Genomic DNA, 23,594 nt, shown 5'->3' with positions numbered 1-23,594 from the left:
ACAACGCGTGGGGATTGGGACGGATGCGGAATTTCTTTCGAAAGCGTCGTTCGGCCGCTGTGGCCGACGAGCGCATGCCGGCTGCCGGTGGCGGCCTTGGAAATCCGGGCATCACCGGTGGCGGCCTTGGTTCGAACCCGCTGACCGGCGGGCCGGGCATGGGTGGTCCGGGCATGGGCGCTCCCGGCGTCGCGGGGCCTGGTATGGGCAATGCCGGGGCCGGTGGCCTTGGCAATGGACCGGGATTCGCCCGGCCCGGTGGGGCTCACCTGCGTCCGGTGGACGGCAACATGGGCGGCGGCATCGGTGGCCGTGCCGGATTCGAAGCGATGCGCGGTCCGGCTGCGCCGCGGCTGCCCGATATCATCGACAACGAGGCCACCGGCGACCGCCGCGGCCACATGTTCCCGCAGCCGGGCGGCCAGGATGCCGAGGGCGAGCACGACCTGCCGCGCTTCACCATGTCGGTCAACGGCGGCTATCGCGGCGGCATGGGTGCCAATGCGCCGGCCATGCTGAAGGGCCTGACGCCTGAGCTGAACGGCCTGCTGCGCGAAGCCTTCACGCCGACCCGGCCGAAGCAGCAGTTGAACGGCCTGTTCATCGGCCGCAACGACACGCTGCGCCGCATCATCTCGGCCATCGAGGAGGAGCGGGCGCATGTCATCCTCTATGGCGACCGCGGCCGCGGAAAGACCTCCGTCGCCAATGCGATTGAGAAGATCGCCGGGCAGGCGGGCTATCTGTCGCTGAAGCTGACCTGCAGCGGCGAACTGAGTTTCGAGGACATCTTCAGGCACTTCCTGAAGAAGATCCCGTCGACCTATTACCGTTCCGCGCTCGACAATCCTTTCGCGGCGCGGCGCAACTTCGCCAGCCTGAACGAGCTGCTGCCGGACGGCACCTTCAGCGTCACCGAGCTGAACGAGGTTCTGTCGGGCATCCACGCCACCCATGTGCTGCTGATCCTGGACGAGTACGACCGCGTCCAGGACGAGGATTTCCGCAACAAGCTGGCGGAGCTGTTCAAGAACCTGACCGACAGCTCGATCCCGGTCACCCTGCTGGTGGTCGGCGTTGCCGAGAATCTCGACCAGCTGCTGGGCAAGCATCCGTCGATCCAGCGCTCGCTGGTTCCGGTGCACCTGCCGCTGATGACCGATCAGGAGATCGGCCGGCTGATCCAGGCCGGTGCACAGAATGCCGGCATCGAGTTCGCCCCCGACGTGGTGCGGCGGATTGCGGAGTTCGTGCGTGGCCTGCCCTATTACGCCCAGCTTCTCGGCCTGCATGCGGCGCGCAGCGCCGTCAGCCGCGGAAGCAAGCTGGTGGAGCGGCCGGACTTGGCCTATGCCGTCGCCCGCTGCCTGCAGGAAGCCGAGCGCGGCATTGTCGAGAGCTACGCCCGTGCGCTGGCCGCCGACCGCCGGGCCGAACTGGAGGATGGGCTGCTGGCTGCGGCGCTGTGTCCGGCCGATGCCTATGGCGTTTTCGATCCCAACGATCTGGCTGGTGACAGCGGAGAACTGCCGAGCGCCTCGACGCTCGACCTGCTGAAGCGCCTGACGCGGGAGGACCATGGCGGCGTCCTGGCCCCGGTGGTCGAGCCGGGACTGGAGCGCTACCGCTTCCGCAACCAGATGATGCGCCAATATGTCCTGATGCGTCAGGCCAGCGAGCGCGGCCAGATCTGATCCATCCCCGATCAGGCCGTCCTTCGGCCCTTCCCCGGTGACGGGGGAGGGCCACTCTTTCATGGTGGACCCTTTTGCACGGCGGTTCTCCTCGCAGGCGGTGGGGCGTTACAGGAACGCCGCCCGCCGCTGGCCGCTGGCCTTCTGCCATGCCCATTCGACCACGACGCTCAGCAGCCGCTCCAGCGACGGCTTCACCTCCGCCGCCAGTGCCGGGCGGAAGTGATAAGGGGAGTCCTCGTCCATATAGGTGGACTGGGTCAGTTCGAGCTGGATGGCGTGGATGTTCTCTTCCGGCTGGCCATAGCTGCGGATGATGAAACCGCCGCGCAGGCGGCCGTTCAGCGCGGCTGAATAGCGCTCCGATGCCGAAAGCACATTCATCAGCCGGACGACCAGCGGCTGGGCGGCGCTGCTGCCGTCGCCGGTGCCCAGGTTGAAGTCGGGCAGGGTGCCGTCGAAGAAGCGCGGAACCGTGCTGCGCACCGAATGGGCGTCGAACAGGATCGCCACGCCATAGCGGTCGCGCAAGGCGCGCAGCTCGCTGCGCATCTGCTCATGATACGGACGCCAATAGGCGCCGACCCGCCGCTCGATCTCCGCACGGTCGGGCTCCAGTCCCGGCCGGTAGATCGGGGCGCGGTCGAACGTCGTCAGGGGACAGATCTCGGTGGGATCCTGTCCCGGCTGCGGCACGATGCCGTCGGGATCGCGGTTGAGGTCCACCACATAACGCGAGCACAGCGCCGTCAGAAAACCGATTCCGAGCGCGGGGGCGAAGTGGTACAACCGGTCCAGATGGCGGTCGACGTCGGGCTGCGCCAGTCCCCCCGGCGTCATCGTTGCGGCGATGTCCGGCGGAATCATGGTCCCGACATGCGGAATGCTGAGCAGGACCGGGGTTTCGCCCGGCTGGAAGCGGAAGGTTTCCATGGCTCGTCTCGTCATCGGAACGGCTTGCGCCGCACTGTGTGCAGTGCGGCAGGGGAAGCGGTGGGACTATGACGGGCGGTGCCGCACCCCGTCAAACAGATTGCGTTTTTTTGAAAGAGTGGGGATGCCGGGGTGGTGGAAACCTATCCTTACGCGTTCCATTTCCTGCTGCGTCCGGCAGAATTGCCGGTTGACCTTGACCTGCGCTTGCCGGAGACTTTCGCGCAATCGGCGACCGCCCAACAGAAGGCGTCGCCCCGCACCGGACACAGCTGTTCCTCGGATAGTTCCCAGGCGACCGGACAAAAGACTTCGACAACATACGGCGCCCCGATTTCGCAGCCCCGGTGACGAAGCAACGCAGCAGGGGAGAAGCGACCATGACCACCGCCACCCGTCTTGGCACGGCCATGCCCGGCCGGCGCCAGATTCTGTTGCCGCTTGCGCTCGCCCCGGTCGCCGGCTGGGCCGTTTGGGCTGCCGGAACGCCGGAGGCGCCGAGCCACCCTGCCGGCCCCTTTCATCTTCCGCTGGACGAGTCCACGGCGATCTGGCGCGACCTGGGCGCCGTGCGGATGGGCGGTCTGGCCGGCGATCCGCAATTTCCCGTGAAGGTGTCGGCGTTGGACGGCCGGCCGGTCACCGTGTGCGGCTTCATGGTGCCGCTGACCGACGGCGCTGCCCACAACCGCTTCATCCTGTCGGCCAATCCGATGGGCTGTCCCGCCTGCGAAAGCCCAGGGCCGGCGACAATGATGCATGTCCACACCGCCATCGCCCTGCCGGCGACGCGGGAACCGCTGACCCTGACCGGAACCTTGCGGCTGCGCCCGCAGGAGGGTCTGTTCTACCGCCTGGACCGCGCCGAGCAGCGCTGGGCCTGAGCCACGCGGCCGATTTCCGCGAGGGGCGGCCATGACGGTGGCCGCCGCACGGATGGGCGCGCTGGCGATGGCGGCGGCCCTGCTTCTCTATGGCGGCCTCAGCGTGCCGGCGCCGCCGGCCCTGCGAGGGGTGGAGGGGGCCATCGGCCTTCTGATCCTGCTGTCGATCGGCTGGAAATGGCCGCTGGCGGTGGCGAGCGGCCATGCGCTGCGGACACCTCCCGGCGCTGGATGGATGAAGTCCGGCAGGGGATGGATGCCGGTGGCGGTTGCGGCATTCGCCTGGTTGCTGTGGGTGCCGCTGCTGCGCGGGGCAGCGTTGGGGTGGGATGTGGTCGACATCCTGCGCGACGTCGTGCCCCTCCTATACCTGTTCCTTCCCGTGCTTCTGGTGCCGGCGCTGCGCGCCGCGGGGCGAAACGCTGTGCGGGCGCTGGCCGGTGGGATTGGCATTGCCGGCCTGCTGCTGGCCTTGCGCTGGTGGCGGCAGGCGGATTGGGGGTTCGGCGCCATCGGACAGCGGGCGATGGCCGACGGTGGCGCCTATCTGCTCAATGCGCCTGCGGTGCTGTTCGCCGCCGTGGTCCTGCCGGCGACGGCCTTGTCGCTGATCGGCATCGGCGGCCGGTTCCGCTCGTGGCTTGCCGCGATCCCCTGCGCCGTCGGCGGGGCTCTCTGCCTTGCCGCGCTGGCCGGAGCGGTCCACCGCACCGCGCTGGGGCTGGCGCTGCTGTCGCTGGCGCTGATCGCCCTGTGGTGGGCGCGGCGGCAGGCGTGGCTGGCCTTGCCTCTGCTGATCGGTCTGGGGCTGGCGGCTGCCGTCGGTGGGGATGCGCTGGTCGGGGCGTGGCAGCAGGCGGCGGAGAAGACGCGGCTGACCGGGATCAACGCCCGGTGGGAAGAGGCGGCGGCGGTGATCGAGCATGCCGTCGCCTCTCCTTGGGCACTGCTGTTCGGCGACGGCTGGGGCGCGCGGATCGCCAATCCGGCGGTGGGCGGCTGGCGGGTCAGCTATACCCACACGCTGGCGAGCTACAGCCTGCTGAAGACCGGACTGTGCGGGATGGTGGCGCTGGCGGCCTATCTCGGCGCGCTGGTCAGGCCCTGGTGCAGGCTGCTGGCGGCCGATCCGCCGCTGGCCCTGACGGTGGTGCCGCCGCTGGCGATGGCGCTCTGCCTGCACACCAGTTTCAAGTATCTCGACACCGGAATCATCCTCTCCATGATGCTTTTGGCGGCCGAGTGCAGGAAGGGGTTGTCTGATCCCTAGAGGATCTTCATACTTTCGCGTGTAATTCACGCTTCGGTGCGCCGTGCCGCTCAACCGACCGTCCGTCATTTTCGTCAACCGGGTGTTCCCGCCTGACCGCGGGGCGACCGGCCGTTGCCTGTCTGACTTGTCCGGGCGAATCGCGGCTGCCGGCTGGCGGGTGACGGTGGTGGCGGATGGCGGGCCGGTCGGCGACAAGGCGCCGAACCGCGCTGTTCCGGATGGGGTCACGATCATCCGTACCGGCCGCAGGGTGCCGGAGGGTGAGCGGCCCGACACGCGCGCCTATCTCGACTCGCTTTGCCGACTCACGGCTCAGGTCCTGCGCCTGCCACGCCATGACCTCGTCGTGACGATGACCGATCCGCCGATGCTGGCGTTGGCCGGCCCGGTTTTGGCTGCGCGCCATGGTGCGGCGTCGCTGCACTGGTGCCAGGATCTTTACCCGGACCTTCTTCCGGTGCTGGGTGTGCGGGTGCCGGACCTTCTCCTCCGCGTCGCCGGGCATGGCATGGCGCGGGCATTGCGGCGGCAGGATGGGGTGATCGCCATCGGGCGCTGCATGCGCGAACGCATCGTCGCGTCCGGCGTGGCGGCGGACCGGGTGACCCTGCTGCCGAACTGGCCCGATCCGGCGATCCGCCCCCTGGAGAAGGCCGGCAACAGCGTCCGCCGCTTGCTGGGTTTGGCGGAGGGCGACGGCCGCTTTCTGGTGGCCTATTCTGGAACATTGGGGCTCGCCCATCCGATGGACGGCGTGCTGGAGGCGGCGGCCCGGCTGCAGCACAGCGATCCATCCGTGATTTTCCTGCTGGTCGGCGAGGGCAGGGGCTTCGCTGCGGTGGAAGAGGCAGCACGCCGCAAGGGCGTGCGCAACCTGCGCCGGCTTCCCTGGCAGCCTGCCGACCGGCTGGCGGAGTGCCTGTCCGCCGCCGACCTGCATCTGGTGGCGATGGACCCGGCGGCGGAGGGGATGCTGGTGCCGAGCAAGCTGGCCGGGGTGCAGGCGGCCGGCCGGCCCTGCCTGTTCCTGGGACCGGCCGGAAGCGAGGCTGCGGCCCATATGGACGGATGCGGCATGGTGATCGACCCGTTCGACGGGGCCGCCATCGCCGAAGCCGTTCGTGCCTATGCCGCCGCCCCCGACCGCTGCGCAGCGGAGGGGAGGCGCGCTGCCAGAAAGGCCGAAGCCTGGACGGCCGACCGTGCCGCCGCGGCCTTCGTCGGGTTGGCCGAACGTCTGGTCGAGACACGCGGTGCCGTCCGGCCCCTGTTGGGGAGGCCGTTGCCCCATGCCTGACGGCGTCATCGCCCCGCGTCACTCCCAGCCTCAGCCGCATGCCGTGACGCTGGCCCTGCCGATGGCCGGAGGGGAGGGCGACCTGCGCAGCGTCGTTCGTACCCTGCGGACCGGCTGGCGCTGGCTGCTCGGCGGTTGGTTGGGCGGTCTGGCGCTGGCGGTGGCGGCTCTGTGGCTGGTGACGCCGGCCTATACGGCGGCAATGGTGATCGGTCCGACGGCCCGGGTCGGCTCCGCCGCGATGGGTGCCCGGGTGCCGACGCTCAACGGCCGCGACTCCGCCGGTGTTGCCGAACCGGGGGCGGGGGACGAATCGCTGTCCGACTTCGCCCGCTATCTTGAACTGTTCGGTTCGGGACCGGTGGCCGACCGTCTGGCTGCGGACCCGGCCATCCTGCGCGCCCTGTTTGCCGAACGCTGGGATGCGGAGGCGGAGCGTTGGCGTCCGCCGCGCGGACTGTTTCCGGCGGTGAAGCGGGCTTTGCTGGCGATGGTCGGGCGTGAGGATTGGGTTGAGCCGGACGGAGACCGCGTGGCGCGCGCCCTGCGTGACCGGCTGGTTGTCGACATGCTGCGGTCGGGGCCGATGCGACGGATCACCTTCCGTCATGCCGACAGGGCGATTGCAGTGGAACTGCTCGGGCGGATCGCCGCTGCCACCGACGCCCATCTGCGCGCGGAAGCGGCCCGGCGCAGTGCCGCCCAGATCGCCCACATCAAGCTTCGTCTCGGTGCCGTCACCGTGGCGGAACACCGGCAGGCGCTGAGCGACCTGCTGCTGGACCAGGAGCGGGTGGCGATGATGATCGGCGTCGATCTGCCCTTCGCCGCCGACATGATCCAGCCGCCGACCGCCGCCACCCTGCCGGATTGGCCGAACCCGGCCGTGGTGATTCCGCTGGCTGGGCTGGTCGGGCTTGTCGCCGCCGGATTCGCCCTGTCCGTGTCCCATGCCCTGCGGGAACGGACAACGGGGGTGGAGGCAGCGCCATGAGGATGTCCAACATGCCTGCGCCCGCCATGACCGCCATTCCGGTCTCCGTGGTGGTGATGACGCGCAACGAGGCGGCGAACCTGCCGCAGTGCCTGCCGGCGCTTGCCCGATTCGCCGAGTGTTTCGTGGTCGACAGCGGCAGCGATGACGGTACGCCGGACATCGCACGATCACATGGTGCCCGCCTGATCCCCTTTCGCTGGAATGGCCGCTACCCCAAGAAGAAGCAGTGGTGCCTGGATACCCTGCCATTCACCCATGACTGGGTTCTGTTCGTCGATGCCGACGAGCGGCTGACGGTGGAACTGGTTGAGGAGATCGCCCGGTTGATGGCGGCTGGCCCGGCCTGCGCGGCCTACTGGATCGACGGCAGGCCGGTCGTCCGCGGCCGACGGCTGCGTTTCGGCTGCTGGAATCGCAAGCTTGCCTTGTTGGACCGTCGGCGCGCGCGCTTTCCCGATCAGCCCGACCTGGATATCGCCGCGATGTGGGAGGTGGAGGGGCATTACCAGCCGCAGGTGGCCGGCACGACCGGCCGGCTTCGCCACCCGATGGACCATGAGGATGCCAAGCCGCTCTCGGCCTGGTTCGACCGCCACAACCGCTATTCCGACTGGGAGGCGGCGATTCGTGCCGACGGTCGGATGGAGCGGCTGATAATGGGTGAAGCGGATGGCGGCTTTAGTGCCTTTCCCAGCCTCCGCGCCCTCATCGGCCGGCGTATGCAGAAGCGGCTTTTCCAGCGCCTGCCGGGCCGGCCGCTCTTGGCGTTTCTGCATGCCTATGTGCTGCGCCTTGGCGTCCTCGATGGCGCAGCCGGGCTCGACCACGCGCTGGCGCGCGCGTTCTACTATTGGCAGGTCGGGCTCAAGATGCGGTCGGCGGCAATGGCACCGGGAGCGTTCGACCGTTTCCCGTCCATCCGCGCCGCTTCCAAGTCTGTCCGGACTGGCCGTCCGGCCGGCGACCCTTATTCTTCGAGCAGCGCGATCCGGTCGCCACCCAGCGCCTTGAGCAGGTCGAAGGTCCGCTTGCGCACACCCGGATCCTCGATCCGGTAATAGGCGCGCACCAGTTCCAGCGTCTCGCGGCGGGCCATCGATTCGAACTCGTCCGTCTCGCTCATCGCCTCGGACGGGACTTCGGCGGCAATCTGGTCGGGCGACGGCATGTCGTCGAAGAAGTAGCTGACCGGCACACCGAGAACCTGGGAGAGGTTGTAAAGGCGGCTGGCGCTGATGCGGTTCGATCCACGCTCGTATTTCTGGAGCTGCTGGAAGGTGATCCCGACCGCTTCGCCCAGCTTCTCCTGGCTCAGGCCAAGCAGGGTCCGGCGAAGCCGCAGGCGGGCTCCGACATGGATGTCGATGGGGTTGGGACCTTCGCCGCGGCGCGACAGGGTGTGGGCGGGGGCGAGTTTGGTCTTGGTCGCGCTCATAAGTCGTACCTCGAAAGGAAAGCCAGAGGGAAGGCGCCGCGGGAATGCTTAGTTCAGAAAGTAAATTCTATGCAACCATTTGTGCGTATCAACGGTCCGTTTGGGTGGAAGGGGGAGGAAGAGAGCGAAAGACATTAAATTTCAGGGCATCGGAAACGTAATTTCGCGTATAGAGCGGGAAGACGATGGCGTAATGCCAGTGCGACTCGTTGAGCCATGGCGATCATTGCCGCGTGTATGGCTCCGTGGCTGAAATGCCTTTGTCGAATCGCAGTTTGTTCATGCCGGCCAGCGGTTGCGTCGCGCTGCGACAGGCCACCGGCCGCGAACAGGCAGACCGGCCAGTGCAGCCGTTCGGCCCGTCCGCGCTTCAGCACCGACAAGGTGAAGTCATAATCGGCCGCGATCCGGTAACCGGAGTCGAAGCGAAGCCCTGCCAGTGCGGACACGGAATAGATCATCGCCTGATGGTGGGTGAACATGCCCAACGTTGCCCAACGGTGGGAGCGGGCACGCTTCAGCAGGATACGTCCGTCACCCAGCCGTTCCAGCGCATCGCCATAGAGAAGGGCGCAATCGGGATGCCGGGCAATCGCCTGCAAAAGCCGCATGCCGCTGCCCGGCTCCGCCAGCCGGTCGCCGGCATTCAGGAACAGCACATGGCTGCAGCCCAGCCGGCCCGCGGCGGCGAGCGCATCGTTCATCGCATCGTACAGTCCCGAGTCGCGGGCAGAGCGCCACCACAGCGGGACATCGGCATGGTCCATCAGCCATTCCGCCGTTCCGTCGGTGGAGGCGCCGTCGGCGACCAGCCAGACGATGCCGGGACCGAGCTGCCCGCGCAGGCTGTCATAGGTGTCGGCCAGTCCGGCGCAGTCGTTGCGGACCACGGTCAGGATGGCGAGTCGGAGCGGGGCGGACGCCGTCATCGCGTGATCACCGAAATCGAGGCGGCCGTAATCGCCAGCTGGCTCAGGATGTTGCCGACGGCCTTGGTGGCGTCCAGCCCGTCGAAGGGACGGGGGTCGCGCGGCACCACCAGGATCGACCCGGGCGGGATAGCGTCCACCCGATGGTTCCACGAGGACAGCGCCAGCGGCCGTGCCCGGCCGTCCGGCAGGACCAGGAAGCTGCGGCCGGTGTCGGCATCGCGAGTCGGGCCGCCCGCCTCGTTCAGGTAATCCTCGGCACCCTTGCCGCTGACGAACTGCGCGGCGGTCGGATGCAGAACCTCGCCCGACACCGCCACGGTCAGCGGTCGCTTCGGGATCACGATCCGGTCATCGGGCTCCAGCAGCGGGTCGAGAGCCGGGCGGCTGCGCAGGACAGCCGGATCCGCCTCCACCACCACGCGGCCGAGCGGCTCGGCAGCACGGAGTTGAGCGGCGAGCTGGCGGGCCAGCGCGACATTCTCCGCCTTCACCGGTTCGCCCTTCTCCACCTCCAGCGCCAGCGTGCGCTCCAGTTCGCGCGCTTGCAGCTGGAACTGCTCCTTCTCGCGGCGGCGTTCGCTCTCGCGCGTCAGCACGGCTCCCGCCGGATAAGCGTCGTCGATCAGGCCGCCGGCCCGTGCGATCAGGGAGGACAGCGTCTCGCCGCGGCCGATATCGTAGCGGCCGGGACGGCGCACCGCCCCCTCGATGGCAACCGCGCGCGCCTCCAGCGCCTGTGGGCGCGGGTTGATCCGCAGCGCATCGCCGGGGCCGATCCTGCGGGCGCCGTCGCGGGTCAGGTCGATGGCGTTGCGTGTGCCGTTGGCGGCCATCAGCTCCGCCACTGTGGGGTCGGCGTCGGTGGACAGCCCGCCTGCCGCAGCGACCAGGGCCGCCAGCGGCGTGAGGTCGGCGACCGGATAGCCGCCGGGATCGCGCACGGCGCCACGCAGCTGGACGGTCCGCTCTCCAATCACCGCCACGATGGCCGGATCGAGCAGGGCCGCCAGCATCGGCGGTTCGGACTCGTCGTCCGCCTTGCTGTCCGCCCTAGATTCGGCTGGCTTCACCAGGCCGCGGATGTCGTCGGCGGCGAACAGGTGAATGCGGTCTCCGTCGCTCAGGGCACGGTCGGCACGTCCGGCAGCCACCTCCTGCGGGGAGAAGGGCAGATAGGCGCGGGTCAAGGTCCGCCTGTCATAACGTTCGACGATGCCAAGCAGCGGATACACGTCGCGCTTCAGCGCCTTGCCCTCCGCCAGCGCCTGACGAAGCGTGGATCCGGCCGGCAACCGGCGGGTTCCGGGCCGGCGGACATGGCCGATCAGCTCGTACTGAGGCGCTTCCGATTCGACGATGGTCTCGCGCGCGCCGGCACTCTCCGGCCCATCGGCCACGGGATAGAAGCCGGGCCGCGGCGCGCCGGTCAGGCGCAGAACGGAATGGCGCAGGGCCAGGGGCAGCAGATCCGGCACCGTCGAGAACAGGGGCGGGCAGGGAGTGCGGGAACCGGTCAGCGTGGCGGCGGCGCGTGCCTGCGGACCGGTGGCGAGGGGGCCGGCCGGCTCCGCCGCCAGGATGCGGGCCAGCGCGACCAGACCGGGGCAGGCATCCTGCCGCGGCTGGCGTTCGCCGCGCAGCAGGGCCAGCACCGCCTCCGACGTCAGGAAATCGACGTCGGCGGTCCCCAGGACATAGAGCGTGTCGCCGTCCGAAAGCTGCCGGCGGTCGCGTCCGTTCAGAACGGCCGACAGGTCGACCGGCCGCAGGCTGCGCGCCGCCGTGGCAGGGGCCGTGCTTTCCAGGGCGGCGAAGGGAAAATAGGCCGATGGGCGCAGGTCCGCACGGGAAAGCAGTCCGGACAAGGATTTAGCCCGGGTCAGCGCGCGCGGGCCGGGACGCAGCACATGTCCGTCGAGCCGAACCTCGCCGCGGCGGTCTTCCCGTTCCGGCGCGATCAGCAGCAGGTCGCCGTCACCGAACCGCTTGGCGTCGGGGTCGGCGATCTCCTCCGTCGCTTCCTCGCCCGACGGCCCGATGCCGAATCGCACAAGCCGGCCGCGGCCGGGCCGCAGCGTGCCACCGGCGAGGTCGCGCATCTCCGACGCCGACAAGGGGCCACCATCCGGTGGCAGTTCATAAATGCCCGGCCGTTTCACCGGTCCGGCAATCGCGACGGTGGCGCCGAGCGGCGGGACGAACAGGCGGTCACCGTCACGCAACGGCATATCCGCGTTGCCGGTGGCACCGGCGATTTGCAGGGCGTAGAGGTCGACCATGACCGCACCGCCGGACCGCATCAGCCTGACCGCGCGCAGGCTGCCGCCGCGATCCACGCCGCCGGCGGCCGACAGCGCATCGAGCACGGTGGCGAAGGCGCTGATCTCCTGCCGGCCGGGGCGGTGGACGGCGCCGGTTACCAGCACCCCGATCCGCCGCACCTCCGCCAGCGAGGCGAAGGCATCGGTGCTGGGCCAAGTGGCGGCGACGGTGGCGGCCAAGTCGCGTCGCAGGGTGTCCAGCGTCAGGCCGGCGGCGGTCAGCGGTCGCAGATCGTCCACCACCAGCTGGCCGTTTCGGTCGACAGTGAAGCGTTTGCTGAAGGATTTCTGGCCGCGCAGGGTGACCAGAACGGTGTCGCCGGTGTTCAGGACATAGTCGCCCTGGATGGCGCCGGGCGCGGCCTCGGCCGCCGAAACCGCATCGGTTGCGGAGGCGAACAGGTCATAGCCGAACTGGCGCAACGGTTCTCCCGCACGCGCGGAGAAGGCCGCCTCCAGGGGGGAGTCCGTCGACGCCAACTGAGACCGCGGCAATAGTGGATCGCCCCGCGTGGGCTCGGCGGCCGACACGGCGCACGCCCACAGAATCAACGCCGCCCCGGGCGCAATTTGGGCGAATATCCTGCACGCAGCAGCCAACATGGATGTCAAACAACCCCAGCAACCACCCGCACAGCGCGAGTGATCAGCGTTGAACACTATCGCGTGTAATAGGCCGGAAGGCAATGGCCTGCGTCCGGGGCGCCATGCAAAAGGGTGGCATCCGCGGATGGTGGGGCGGCGCTATGATGACGCCGCATTCCGCCGGTCCGACCCTTTCCGGGACGGCGAAACAGTCAAGGAAGCCAACGGCGTGATCGTCATCCACAGCGAAGAGCACCGGTTGCAGGCCGGCCGGTCCGAACTCAACGATGGCCAACTCGTTCCCTGCTACGAGAAGCCCGCGCGTGCCGACATCGTCCGGGCGCGGATCGAGGCGGTCGGGCTGGGGCCGATCGTGGAACCCACCCGTCACGGCATCGCCCCGCTGGAGCGGGTGCATGACGCCGGCTACCTCGGCTTTCTCCAGACAGCCTGGGACGACTGGGTGGCTGAGCATGGCGCTGACATCGACGCGCTGCCGCTGAACTGGGTGGCGCCGGGAATGTCGCGGCGGCGGGTGCCCCGGTCCATCGACGGGCGGCTCGGCTTCTACTCCTTCGACGCGGGGACGCCGATCACCGCCGGCACCTGGCGGGCCGCGACATCCGCAGCCGACAGCGCACTGACCGGCGCCGACCGGCTGCGGGCCGGCGACCGCAGCGCTTTTGCGCTGTGCCGTCCGCCGGGCCATCATGCCGGCCACGCCTTCTATGGCGGCTATTGCTTCCTGAACAACGCGGCCATCGCGGCGCAATCCCTGCGCGACGGCGGGGCCGCGCGCGTGGCGGTGCTGGACGTCGATTATCACCATGGCAACGGCACCCAGGAGATCTTCTGGGAGCGTGGCGACGTGCTGTTCGTGTCGATCCATGCCGATCCGGCCGACGAGTTCCCCTATTTCTGCGGTCATGCCGATGAGACCGGAGCGGGTGTCGGGGACGGGGCGAACCTGAACCTGACGCTTCCCTGGGGGACCGACTGGAACGCCTACGCCCAGGCGCTGGCCGTCGCGGCGGCGCGCATCCGAGAGTTCGGCGCCGACGCGCTGGTGCTGTCGCTGGGGGCCGACACCTATGGCGGCGACCCGATTTCACGCTTCCGCTTGGTGTCGGAGGATTTCCTGCGCATGGGCGCCGCCATTGCCGGAATAGGCCTGCCGACCCTGTTCGTGCTGGAAGGCGGTTATGCCGTCGACGATCTGGGCGTCAATGTCGCCAATGTCCTGACCGGCTTCGAGCAGGTCTGAGGCGGAGGGACGGGCCTAGGGACGGACGCAGGGATGTCCATACCGTTGCCGGTGCGGACGAATCGTCCTAAATTGATGGGAAGTTCGGCATCTGAGTGAGGATGCGGGCGGTGGCTGCCGACCTTTCCATCTCCAGCCCGTCGGTCGGAACCTATTCCACCCCGCGCAGCGTGCCGCTGCGGCGGGACGGGAAGGACGCGTCCGGTGCCCAGGACTCCGGCGCTCAGGATGCCAAGAGCGGCTCCGCCGACAGCGTTACCCTGTCCGACGCAGCCCGGCAGCAGGTCCAGAAACTCAAGCAGGCCGACACCAGCGTCCGCCAGCATGAGGCGGCGCATCAGGCGGCCGGCGGTGCCCATGCCGGCGGCGCCTCCTTCACCTTTACCCGCGGTCCGGACGGCAAGAACTACGCCACCGCCGGCGAGGTGCCGATCGATGTCAGCGCCGAAACGGAACCGGCGGCCACCGTCGCCAAGATGGAGCAGGTCAAGGCCGCGGCGCTCGCACCGGCCGATCCCTCGCCTCAGGACTTGCGAGTCGCCGCACAGGCCGATGCGGCGAAGCTGCAAGCCCAATCAGACCAGCGCCGGCAGGGTGGCGATACGGCATCCTCCCGCGCTGCCGCCGCCTATGGCGCGGCACAGGCGCTCGGCACTGCGGGACGCAATTCCGGAACGGGGAAGGGGCTGACGGTCTGACGCCGCGGCGGCCGGAGCCGGTCGCCAGCGTCGGCTCCCCCCTCAACCGGTCAGCGACGCGGGGTGGTTTCGCCGTCCAGCGTCAGCAGGGCGCCATACAGCTCCGGCCGCCGGTCGCGGAAGACGCCCCAGGAGGCGCGTTGCGCCGCGATGCGGTCGAGATCGAAGCTGGCGGTCAGGACCGTCCGGCTCTCGCGGTCGGCCTGCGCGACGATCTCCCCCTGCGGGCCGGCGATGAAGGACGAGCCATAGAAGGTCAGCGCGCAGCCTTCCCCCTGCTCAACCCCGACTCGGTTGGAGGCCACCAGCGGCATCAGGTTGGCGCCGGCATGGCCCTGCATCACTCGGGTCCAGTGGCCCTGGCTGTCGATGGAGGAATCCTGCGGTTCCGACCCGATGGCGGTGGGGTAGAGCAGGATCTCCGCCCCTTTCAGCGCCATGACGCGCGCCGTCTCCGGGAACCACTGGTCCCAGCAGATGGCGCAGCCCACCGTGGCGTATCGGGTCTTGAACACCTGGATGCCGCTGTCGCCGGGGCTGAAATAGAACTTCTCCTGATAGCCGGGGCCGTCGGGAATGTGGGACTTGCGGTAGATGCCCAGCAGGCTGCCGTCCGCATCGACCATGGCCATCGAGTTGTAGTAGGCGTTGCGGGCCTTCTCGAAAAAGCTGACGGGGATGACCACCGACAGCTCCCGCGCAAGGGCCTGCATCCGTCCGATCACCGGGTGACCTTCGGCCGGCGCAGCCAGTTCGAACAACGACTGCTTCTGGTCCTTGCAGAAATAGGGGGTCTCGAACAGCTCCTGCGGCAGGACGATCTGCGCGCCCTTGGCGGCAGCCTCGCGAATCAGCGATTCGACGCCATCGACGTTGGCGGCACGGTCCCAGCTGCAGGCCATCTGGGTGGCGGCGACGGTGACGGTACGGGACGAAGGGACGGTCGGCGAAGCGGTCATTGCGGGCTCACGGCTCCTGTGAAGGGCGGTTCGGGGCTTGTGTGACCAAAGGTCGCGGCAGTTGCAAGCGGTCGGAAGGGAATTCCCAAAAATTTAGCGAAATATTAATTTAACGCTCCGGTGCTGTACGAATTGCCAAATAAAACCGATCCAATCGGCAATCATCATATCGATCATCATATGCGGATATGGTGTCTGGCGGCGGCGCCAAAAAGATGGATGTGACACAAGTCGGCCATGCGAAGAGTCGGTGGATGTGTTCTGCTTACGGTGCCGGCGATTTGGATGACCAAAGCCGACATATCATTGCATGCCGGCGACCGATGGCTGCGCAATTGATTTGCGCTTTGCACACAACACGTTATGATTGGATGACGCAGCCATGCCCACTCGTGTCAAGGTGGTGTTACCAGACAGGCATGGACCCGGTGGATGCAATGCGGCGGCGTCGCCTCGACAGGCGGCTGTCCGTCCATCGCAGCCAAAGGGCTGGGGTGGCTGTGGGCGGAACGACGGCAGAGAGATTGTCGGTATGGAGGCGTCTGTCAAGGGGTGGGAGCCGGAACGCCCCGGCGAGTCGGAAGACGCGGCCGGTTCGGCTGACGGTGCTTTATCGTTCGTCGTCCGGGACGTGAATCGCGCCTTCGCCCGCGCCCTCCAGACACGCATCGCGCGGTCGGGGGTCAGCATGGGGCAATGGTTCTTCCTGCGTGCCCTGTGGGAAGAGGACGGACTGACCCAGCGGGAGCTGAGTCACCGCGTGGGCATGATGGAGCCGACCACGGTCACCGCCGTCAACGTGATGGAGAGCCAGGGGCTGGTCCAGCGCGTGCGCAACAGCCACGACCGCCGCAAGATGAACGTCTTTCTGACGGACAAGGGCAGGGCCCTGCGCCAGACGATGATGCCCAGCGCGTCGGAGATCGCCCAGATCGCCATCGACGGCATTGCGCCGGAAGATCTGGATCTGACGCTGGAAGTGCTGCGCCGTGTCGGCGCCAACCTCAACGCGGCCTGTGCGGCGGCCCGCGACGGCGAAGATGGGAACGGGCGGGACGAGAGGTAGCGCAAGGCCGCTTCGGTCCGCTGCTCCCGCCGTCCCGTTTCAGTCGATCTCGGAACACCTGCCGGAAGCGGCCGCCCGATCGGCCGCATCTCGGGTCAATCGTCGTCCGGGTCCGGCGGCGGCGGCAGGCTGGCGCCGGTCAGGTTGGCCCCGGTGAATTTCGCGTCGCGGATGTTGGCGTCGCTCAGGATCGCACCGGTCAGGTTGGCGTTGCTGAAATCGCAGTCGGACAGGTTGGCGCCGCGCAGGTTGGTGCGGATGCAGGAACTGCCGGTCAGCCTTGCGCCGGTCAGGTTCGCCGCCCACAGGCGACCGGTCGGCTGGCCGTCCGGTCCCTTTATATCGACCCAGCCGACTCCCGCCCCGTCCAGCCGGATCCCGGTCATGTTGGCGCCGCGCAGATTGGCGCCGTCCAGGATCGCCCCGCTGAAATCGGCACCGTCCAGCACCGCTTCTGAGATGTCGCACATGATCAGCAGCGCCTCGCGCATCTTGGCGCCGCTGAGATTGGCCCGCTTCAGATTGGCGCCCGACAGGTTGACCCCCGTCAGGTCGATGTGGCTGAGGTCGGCGGCGGTCAGGTCGGCCCTGGCGCCCATCGTTCCGTTGGTGTTGATCCAGGTGTAATGGCTGTGCAGCGCCTGCTGGATCTGGACCGAGAAATTGTCGGCCGACCGCGCCAGATTGGCGCCGGTGGTGTCGGCCCCGGCCAGATCGGCACCCTCCAGCTTCGCCCCCTGAAGGTCGGCGTTGCGCAGGTTGGCTCCGGCCAGCATGGCGCCGGTCAGGTTGGCGTCGCGCAGCACAGCACCTTGCAAATTCACGCCGGACAGGTTGCTGCCGCGCAGGTCGGCGCGGGCGAGATTGCAGCTTTTCATGCTGGCGCGCATCAGCGTGGCGCCGGTCAGCAGCGCGCCCTCGCAATCGGCGCCGTTCATCGACACGTCGGTCAGGTCGGCGCCCGACAGGTTGGCGTTGTTCAGCGACGCGTCGTCGAAATCCGTGCCCGACAGGTCGGAGCGGACGAAATCGAGCCCCTTGCCATTCTTGCCGCCATGCCCGCCATACAGCAGGGCGCCGCCGCGCAGGTCGGCCTCCTTCAGGATCGCGCGCTTCAGCTTGGCGCCACGCATGTGGGCACCGCGCAGGTCGGCGCGATAAAGGTTGCAGCCCGACAGGTCTGCCTTCGTCAGGTGCGCGGCGAACAGGTCGGCGGTGCTGAGATTGGCGTTGGACAGGTCACAATGGGACAGGTTGGCGCCGGACAGCTTGCCCTGGGCCAGATTGACCCCGGACAGGTTCGACCCTTCCATGTTCGCCATGGTCAGGTTGGCGCGCGAACCGCCCGACTTGTTCTTCAGCCAGCGCTCGTGCTTTTCCAGCACGGCAACCAACTCGTGCGGTGTCATCGATCCTGTCCGGTCTGCATGGTTGCGTGGTCCATCGATAGACCAGTGTTCCTAAATAATCTATGCCAAAGGTTAATGCCGCATCCAGTGCCGCGCCGCCTTGGCGTGGACGGGGTCAGGCCCCATCTGCGGGGCGTCGGGCGCCGAAACGCCGGTCGCAGCCAAGTGGGAACAAGGAGTTGGGGATCATGTCGGGTGGACACACGCTTGCGGCTTTCGACACCGAACTGGCGGCGCTGCGCAGCGCCATCGACCGTATGGGCGAACTGGTGGAGCGGCAGGTCGGGCTGGCGCTCGATTCGCTGGCCGGCCCCGATGCCGACATCGCCGGTGAGGTTCTGAAGGGCGATGCCGAGATCGACCGGCTGGAGGCGGAGGTGGAGGCGATGACCGTCCGCCTGCTGGCCCTGCGCCAGCCGATGGCGAAGGATCTGCGCGAGATCGTCGCGGCGTTGAAGATCGCCTCCAACCTCGAACGCATGGGCGATTTCGCCGGATCGGTCGCCAAGCGCGCGGTCACGCTGTCGACCCTGCCGGTGGCTCCGCCGGTCGCCTCGCTGGTCCGCATGGGGCGGATGGTGCAGGCGATGATCGGCGACATGCGCCGCGCCTATACCGAACAGAATCCGGAGCTTGCCACCTCCGTCCGCGACCGTGACGGGGAGGTGGACGCCGCCTACACCGCGCTCTTCCGCGAGTTCCTGACCTACATGATGGAGACGCCGGCGCAGATCACCGGCTGCACCCACCTGCTGTTCGCCGCCAAGTCGATCGAGCGCATCGGCGACCATGCCACCAACGTGGCGGAGAACATCAGCTTCCTGGTCAAGGGCCGTCTGCCGTCGGACGAGCGCCGCAAGGAGGACCTCAGCAGCTACGCCATCGCCCCGCCGCAGGACCGCGCGTAACAGGGACCGCTTGACAGGGGAATCGCATTTGAGAAAAGACGGTAGCGCATCGATCTGAAAAGGATTCTGTAGGGAGGCTCTGACGGTCAGAGGAGGAGCGCCCGATGTCGTGGTACGCCAAAGTGTTTGCCGCATTACCAGACCCTCGCACGGGGAATGCCAAGCGGCACGACCTCCTGGAGGTTCTCACGATCGCGCTGACGGCATCGATCTGCGGGGCTGAGAGCTGCTCGGACTATGCCGATTTTGCGGTGGATCGGGAGGCTTTGTTCCGGGACTTCTTGCGGCTGGAGAACGGGATTCCGAGCCACGATACATTCTCGCGGATCTTCCGGCTTCTCGATCCGGCCGCCTTTGCGGCGTGCTTCGGGCGGTTTCTGGACGAACTGGGGGCGGCAGGCGCGGGCGTGCTCGCCATCGATGGCAAGACCCTGCGCAAGCTCGCCCTCAACGTCCTCAACCGCGCCCGACCTGACGTCTCCGTCCGCCGTAAGCGAAAACGCTCAGGATGGTCCGACGACTTCGCAAGATCCATCCTCGGCCAAATGCGATGACCCTGGACCGCTTGAAGGGAGCACTTGACAGGCGGCACCGCCCTGTGTTGCGGTTGCGGTCATGAACATGTCCTCGCCCCTCCTGTCGCAGCATTGGTGGTGGCCCGTCTCCAACGGGCCGGCCTGGCGACGCGCGTGAGCGTGGATTGAGAACAAAAGGCCGCCCGGTGCATCCGGAGCGGCCTTTTTCCTGACCCGTCACAGCGGGTCACCCAGCGGAAGAACGGACAGGCAGGCGGAAGCACCGGGTGGCGTCACCGAAAAGACGCCCGAACCGGAGCACCGCCGCCATGATCCCGTCCCACCTGTTCCTTGCCGATCCTGCCTTTCTCGATCCGTTCGCGGCCAAGACCGGCGGTGGCTTCGGTCTGCACCGCACTGCCGAGCCGGTTGCGTCGGCCGAGGCTGTCGATGCGCTGGTCACCGCCCTCGACGAGCGGCGCGGGCTGCTGCTGTCCGGCGGGGTGGAGGCGCCCGGCCGCTACCGGCGTCAGGCGCTGGGCTTCGTCGATCCGCCGCTGTCGGTGACCGCCCGCGGCCGCACCGTGCGCATCGATGCGTTGAATCCGCGCGGCCGGCTGCTGCTGCCCGCCGTGGCCGGGGCGTTGGACGGGCATGAGGCGCTTGTCGGGCTGGAGGTCACCGCCGGCCGGGTCACCGCCCTGGTGCGCCGTCCGGCCGGGGCCTTCGCCGAGGAGGAGCGCAGCCGCCAGCCTTCCGTCTTCAGTGTGCTGCGGGCGCTGATGGCGCTGTTCGCCTGCCCGGACGAGCCGTTCCTGGGACTCTATGGCGCCTTCGGCTACGATCTCGCCTTCCAGTTCGAGCCGATCCGCCGCCGGCTGGTGCGGCCGGACGACCAGCGCGACCTCGTGCTGTATCTGCCCGACCGGCTGCTGGTGGTCGACCATGCCGCCGGGGTGGCGCGCCGCTTCGCCTATGAGTTCGTGGTGGACGGCATCTCGACCGAGGGCATCGCGGGTGGCGGGCGGGTCCATGGCTATCGTTCCGACACCAACGCCGCCGCGGAGTGCGACCATGCCCCCGGCGAATACCAGCAGGCGGTGCGGGCGGCGAAAGAGGCCTTCAACCGCGGCGATCTGTTCGAGGTCGTCCCCGGCCAGACCTTCGCCGAGCCCTGCGCCGACAGCCCGGCGACGATCTTCCGCCGTCTGCGCACCGCCAACCCCGCCCCCTACGAGGCGCTGATCAATCTTGGCGACGGCGAGTTCCTGGTCGCCGCCAGCCCGGAAATGTATGTGCGCGTCGGTCAGGGGCGGGTGGAAACCTGCCCGATCTCCGGCACCGTGGCGCGCGGTAGCAATGCGCTGACCGACGCGACGCAGATCCTGACGCTGCTGAACTCGGCCAAGGATGCGGCGGAGCTGACGATGTGCACCGACGTCGACCGCAATGACAAGGCGCGGGTGTGCGAACCCGGTTCCGTCCGCGTGATCGGCCGGCGGATGATCGAGCTGTACTCCCGTCTGATCCACACCGTCGATCATGTGGAAGGGCGGCTGCGCCACGGCTTCGACGCGCTGGATGCGTTTCTTACCCATAGCTGGGCGGTGACGGTGACCGGCGCGCCCAAGCGTTGGGCCATGCAGTTCCTTGAGGATACCGAACGGTCGCCGCGCCGCTGGTACGGCGGGGCGTTCGGACGCATCGGCTTCGACGGCGGGATGGACACCGGGCTGACACTGCGCACCATCCGCATGAAGGACGGGGTGGCCTTCGTCCGCGCCGGCGCCACCCTGCTGTCCGACAGCGATCCGGATGCCGAGGATGCCGAGTGCCGGCTGAAGGCATCGGCCTTCCTCGACGCGGTGCGCGGTGCCGGCCCGCGGTTGTCGGTGGTTGAGAGCGCTGCCCGGGGGAGAGGGCAAGGGAGCGGGGAGGGCAGGCGGGTGCTGCTGGTCGATCACGACGACAGCTTCGTCCACACGCTGGCCGACTATTTCCGCCAGACCGGCGCCAGCGTCACGACCCTGCGCCACACCCATGCGCGTGCCGCCCTGCGCAACGACCCGCCCGACTTGCTGGTGCTGTCGCCGGGACCGGGGCGGCCGGCCGATTTCGATGTCGGCGGCAGCGTGCAGGCGGCGCTTGATCTCGGTGTGCCGGTGTTCGGCGTCTGCTTGGGCTTGCAGGGCATGGTCGAGCATTTCGGTGCGACGCTGGACCGCCTGCCGGAGCCGATGCATGGCAAGGCGTCAAGCCTGCGTCACCAGGGGGACGGGCTTTTCGACGGGCTGCCGCAGGGGATGCGGGCCGGCCGGTATCATTCGCTGGTGGCGCGGCGCGACAGCCTGCCGCCGGACCTGCGGGTGACGGCGGAGACGGAGGATGGGACGGTGATGGCGGTCGAACACCGGTCGCTGCCGCTGGCTGCCGTGCAGTTCCATCCCGAATCGATCCTGACGCTGGACGGGGCTGACGGCGGCGGGGCCAATGGAGGGGCTGGGCTGGCGCTGGTCGCCAACGTCATGGAAACGCTGGCCGGGCGTGCCGCCGAGGTGCCGGAACGCGAAGCGGCGGCCTGAAAGGGGCCGCCGCTTCGCAAGTCCGGTAAGCTCTGGAGAGTGACGGAAAGCCGTCACTCCACCATGCCGAGCGCTTCCTTGTAGAGTTCCAGGATGGCTTCCTGCTCCTGGCGGTCGGCCTTGTCCATCTTCCGCAGGCGAATGATCTGCCGGATGATCTTGGTGTCGAAACCGGTGCCCTTCGCCTCGGCGTAGACTTCCTTGATGTCTTCCTGCAGACCGCGCTTTTCCTCTTCGAGACGCTCGATGCGCTCGACAAAGGACTTCAGGCGATCCGCCGCGATGCCGCCGACGTCGGACATGGCTAAACCTCAAACGATGGGGGTGTTCGTGAACGGGGCGGGACAATATCGGCGGGCGGGGGGAATGGCAAGCCGGCGATGCGCCGCGCCGGCGCACGGCAGGGGCACGGCTGCGTCATCGCGTCGCGGCAACTCCTTCGTACAAGCGGGAGCGTCGGCGGAATTTGAACAGCCCGTGGCTGATTTGTCTGTTTGCATGAAACAATCGTACGATAGGTCTACGCAGCCATTCCCTTTGTTGCGGCGCACCCAATAGGCTGGTATTACCATCGGTGGGTTCGGCTTCACAAAGTCACATGGATCCGGCATGTATGCGCGTCGTCTGTGCCGATAACCCATGGGGGATGCCGGGATCGGCGTATTTGAGGCAGGGGAGTTTTATCTAATGAAAGTCGCCATTCCAAAGGAGCGACGTGCGGGCGAACTTCGCGTGGCCGCCTCACCGGAAACGGTGAAGAAACTGAAGGGGTTGGGACTGGACGTGGTGGTGGAGAGCGGGGCCGGCCTCGGTTCCAGCATCACCGACGCGGCCTATGAGGCGGCGGGGGCCGCCATCGCCGTCGACCAGGCTTCGGCGCTGGCCGATGCCGACATCGTCTTGAAGGTCCAGCGGCCGCTGATCGCTTCCGAGGGCGGTGAGGACGAACTGGCGCTGATCCGCAAGGGCGCGCTGCTGTTCGCCATCCTCAATCCCTACAACAGCCGCGACCATGTGAAGGCCTACGCCGATGCCGGCGTGAATGCCTTCGCCATGGAGTTCATGCCGCGCATCACCCGCGCCCAGGTCATGGACGTGCTGTCCTCCCAGGCCAACCTCGCGAGCAGGGCGGCAACGTCGAGGGCTCCAAGCTGGGCGAGGTGGTGACCACGGCCAACGGCGTGAAGATCGTCGGCCATGCCAACTACGCCAGCCGCATCGCCGAGAGCGCGTCGCTCCTGTACGCCAAGAACCTGCTGGCGCTGCTGACGTCGCTGCACGGCAAGGAGACGGGCGTCGTCGTCAACTGGGATGACGAGATCGTCAAGGCCATCGCGCTGACCCGCGACGGCGCCGTCGTTCACCCCGCCTTCGCCGGCTGACCGGGCGCCCGAGGAGACTTACCGCAATGGATCAGACCCAACTGTCCGCCCGTATTGCCGAGCTCAAGGCGAACCTCGCGGCGCTCGGCCAGCAGGCCGACCAGCTGGCCGCCCAGGTCGCGCACGCGGCCCAGCCCGCCGCCGAGGCCGCCGGCGGTCATGGCAGCTTCTTCGTCACCGGCCTGACGGTGCTCGTGCTGGCCTGCTTCGTCGGCTACTATGTCGTCTGGCGCGTCACCCCGGCCCTGCATTCGCCGCTGATGGCCGTCACCAACGCCGTGTCCTCGGTCATCATCGTCGGCGCGCTGGTCGCCGCCGGACCGGCCGGCTTCGGCTTCTCCAAGGTCCTGGGATTCCTCGCCGTCATCCTGGCGTCCGTCAATATCTTCGGCGGCTTCCTCGTGACCCAGCGCATGCTCTCCATGTTCAAGAAGAAGGGCAAGTAAGACCATGGAAACCT

Annotated in this window: 19 protein-coding genes and 2 pseudogenes; 14 read left to right on the top strand and 7 right to left on the bottom strand. The window is 68.1% G+C overall.

Annotated elements, in window-relative coordinates:
- Window positions 1–74: 74 nt before the first annotated feature.
- Entirely contained in the window at window positions 75–1,694 is a 1,620-nt protein-coding gene (locus CRT60_RS27955; RefSeq protein WP_244592807.1) for an ATP-binding protein, read from the top strand.
- 108 nt (window positions 1,695–1,802) lie between these two features.
- Here CRT60_RS27955 and hutG read toward each other — a convergent pair whose 3' ends face one another.
- Window positions 1,803–2,627 carry an N-formylglutamate deformylase gene (gene hutG / locus CRT60_RS27950; protein ID WP_098739740.1) on the bottom strand — a complete coding sequence of 275 codons (825 nt, stop codon included), beginning with the start codon at window positions 2,625–2,627 and terminating at the stop codon, window positions 1,803–1,805.
- A gap of 380 nt (window positions 2,628–3,007) precedes the next feature.
- Here hutG and CRT60_RS27945 point away from each other — a divergent pair, with 380 nt between their 5' ends.
- Genes CRT60_RS27945 through CRT60_RS27925 form a run of 5 tightly spaced genes read left to right on the top strand, consistent with a single transcriptional unit; the run spans window position 3,008 to window position 8,136 of the window.
- On the top strand, window positions 3,008–3,511 hold the full coding sequence (locus CRT60_RS27945) for a hypothetical protein (protein ID WP_098739739.1): 504 nt from the start codon (window positions 3,008–3,010) through the stop codon (window positions 3,509–3,511).
- Window positions 3,512–3,542: 31 nt separating this feature from the next.
- The gene (locus CRT60_RS27940; RefSeq protein WP_098739738.1) at window positions 3,543–4,781 is read left to right on the top strand and encodes a hypothetical protein; all 1,239 of its coding nucleotides are present in this window, start codon (window positions 3,543–3,545) and stop codon (window positions 4,779–4,781) included.
- A 43-nt stretch (window positions 4,782–4,824) separates the two neighbouring features.
- On the top strand, window positions 4,825–6,081 hold the full coding sequence (locus CRT60_RS27935) for a glycosyltransferase family 4 protein (RefSeq protein WP_342210685.1): 1,257 nt from the start codon (window positions 4,825–4,827) through the stop codon (window positions 6,079–6,081).
- On the top strand, window positions 6,074–7,075 hold the full coding sequence (locus CRT60_RS27930; protein ID WP_098739737.1) for a hypothetical protein: 1,002 nt from the start codon (window positions 6,074–6,076) through the stop codon (window positions 7,073–7,075). The genes CRT60_RS27935 and CRT60_RS27930 overlap by 8 nt, the downstream gene beginning before the upstream one ends.
- Window positions 7,072–8,136, top strand: a complete 1,065-nt coding sequence (locus tag CRT60_RS27925) for a glycosyltransferase family 2 protein (RefSeq protein ID WP_244592805.1) — start codon at window positions 7,072–7,074, stop codon at window positions 8,134–8,136. Before CRT60_RS27930 ends, CRT60_RS27925 begins: the two co-directional genes overlap by 4 nt.
- Here the strand turns inward: CRT60_RS27925 and CRT60_RS27920 are convergent.
- From CRT60_RS27920 to CRT60_RS27910, 3 genes are all read right to left on the bottom strand, one after another.
- Window positions 8,046–8,513: a helix-turn-helix domain-containing protein gene (locus CRT60_RS27920; protein WP_098739736.1), complete on the bottom strand. Its 468-nt coding sequence runs from the start codon at window positions 8,511–8,513 to the stop codon at window positions 8,046–8,048. The genes CRT60_RS27925 and CRT60_RS27920 overlap by 91 nt on opposite strands.
- Before the next feature lie 134 nt (window positions 8,514–8,647).
- On the bottom strand, window positions 8,648–9,403 hold the full coding sequence (locus CRT60_RS27915; RefSeq protein ID WP_244592804.1) for a glycosyltransferase family protein: 756 nt from the start codon (window positions 9,401–9,403) through the stop codon (window positions 8,648–8,650).
- A 35-nt stretch (window positions 9,404–9,438) separates the two neighbouring features.
- Window positions 9,439–12,189 (bottom strand): SLBB domain-containing protein, encoded by a 2,751-nt coding sequence (locus CRT60_RS27910; protein ID WP_244592803.1) that lies wholly within the window; start codon window positions 12,187–12,189, stop codon window positions 9,439–9,441.
- Between the two features lie 391 nt (window positions 12,190–12,580).
- Between CRT60_RS27910 and CRT60_RS27905 the strand changes: the two genes are divergently transcribed.
- Both CRT60_RS27905 and CRT60_RS27900 read left to right on the top strand, forming a co-directional pair.
- The gene (locus CRT60_RS27905; RefSeq protein WP_098741066.1) at window positions 12,581–13,615 is read left to right on the top strand and encodes a histone deacetylase family protein; all 1,035 of its coding nucleotides are present in this window, start codon (window positions 12,581–12,583) and stop codon (window positions 13,613–13,615) included.
- Between the two features lie 101 nt (window positions 13,616–13,716).
- Window positions 13,717–14,313: a putative metalloprotease CJM1_0395 family protein gene (locus CRT60_RS27900; protein ID WP_098739733.1), complete on the top strand. Its 597-nt coding sequence runs from the start codon at window positions 13,717–13,719 to the stop codon at window positions 14,311–14,313.
- 50 nt (window positions 14,314–14,363) lie between these two features.
- Here the strand turns inward: CRT60_RS27900 and aguB are convergent, their stop codons facing one another.
- Window positions 14,364–15,272 carry an N-carbamoylputrescine amidase gene (aguB, locus tag CRT60_RS27895; RefSeq protein ID WP_098739732.1) on the bottom strand — a complete coding sequence of 303 codons (909 nt, stop codon included), beginning with the start codon at window positions 15,270–15,272 and terminating at the stop codon, window positions 14,364–14,366.
- A 532-nt stretch (window positions 15,273–15,804) separates the two neighbouring features.
- On the opposite strand from aguB, the gene CRT60_RS27890 reads away from it, so the two are divergent.
- A complete protein-coding gene (locus CRT60_RS27890; protein WP_098739731.1) occupies window positions 15,805–16,338 on the top strand; it encodes a MarR family winged helix-turn-helix transcriptional regulator in 534 nt (177 codons plus the stop codon).
- A 95-nt stretch (window positions 16,339–16,433) separates the two neighbouring features.
- On the opposite strand, the gene CRT60_RS27885 is transcribed toward CRT60_RS27890, so the two are convergent.
- Window positions 16,434–17,747 carry a pentapeptide repeat-containing protein gene (locus tag CRT60_RS27885; protein WP_098739730.1) on the bottom strand — a complete coding sequence of 438 codons (1,314 nt, stop codon included), beginning with the start codon at window positions 17,745–17,747 and terminating at the stop codon, window positions 16,434–16,436.
- Window positions 17,748–17,935: 188 nt separating this feature from the next.
- Here CRT60_RS27885 and phoU point away from each other — a divergent pair, with 188 nt between their 5' ends.
- The 3 genes and pseudogenes from phoU (at window position 17,936) to CRT60_RS27870 (ending at window position 21,752) form a co-directional block, all read left to right on the top strand.
- On the top strand, window positions 17,936–18,655 hold the full coding sequence (gene phoU / locus CRT60_RS27880; protein WP_098741065.1) for a phosphate signaling complex protein PhoU: 720 nt from the start codon (window positions 17,936–17,938) through the stop codon (window positions 18,653–18,655).
- A gap of 104 nt (window positions 18,656–18,759) precedes the next feature.
- A pseudogene (locus CRT60_RS27875) lies at window positions 18,760–19,095 on the top strand (ISAs1 family transposase); the annotation flags it as partial.
- Window positions 19,096–19,499: 404 nt separating this feature from the next.
- The gene (locus CRT60_RS27870) at window positions 19,500–21,752 is read left to right on the top strand and encodes an anthranilate synthase (protein WP_098739729.1); all 2,253 of its coding nucleotides are present in this window, start codon (window positions 19,500–19,502) and stop codon (window positions 21,750–21,752) included.
- A gap of 53 nt (window positions 21,753–21,805) precedes the next feature.
- Here CRT60_RS27870 and CRT60_RS27865 read toward each other — a convergent pair whose 3' ends face one another.
- The gene (locus CRT60_RS27865) at window positions 21,806–22,054 is read right to left on the bottom strand and encodes a DUF2312 domain-containing protein (RefSeq protein WP_012973951.1); all 249 of its coding nucleotides are present in this window, start codon (window positions 22,052–22,054) and stop codon (window positions 21,806–21,808) included.
- Between the two features lie 385 nt (window positions 22,055–22,439).
- On the opposite strand from CRT60_RS27865, the pseudogene CRT60_RS27860 reads away from it, so the two are divergent.
- Together CRT60_RS27860 and CRT60_RS27855 are read left to right on the top strand one after the other, a co-directional pair.
- Window positions 22,440–23,134, top strand: a pseudogene (locus CRT60_RS27860) (Rossmann-fold NAD(P)-binding domain-containing protein).
- A 26-nt stretch (window positions 23,135–23,160) separates the two neighbouring features.
- Window positions 23,161–23,580 (top strand): NAD(P) transhydrogenase subunit alpha part 2, encoded by a 420-nt coding sequence (locus tag CRT60_RS27855; protein ID WP_045582195.1) that lies wholly within the window; start codon window positions 23,161–23,163, stop codon window positions 23,578–23,580.
- The last annotated feature ends 14 nt before the right edge of the window (window positions 23,581–23,594 follow it).

This window comes from Azospirillum palustre (assembly GCF_002573965.1).
GTDB classification, from domain to species: domain Bacteria; phylum Pseudomonadota; class Alphaproteobacteria; order Azospirillales; family Azospirillaceae; genus Azospirillum; species Azospirillum palustre.
This window is presented reverse-complemented; position numbering and strand designations above follow the sequence as displayed.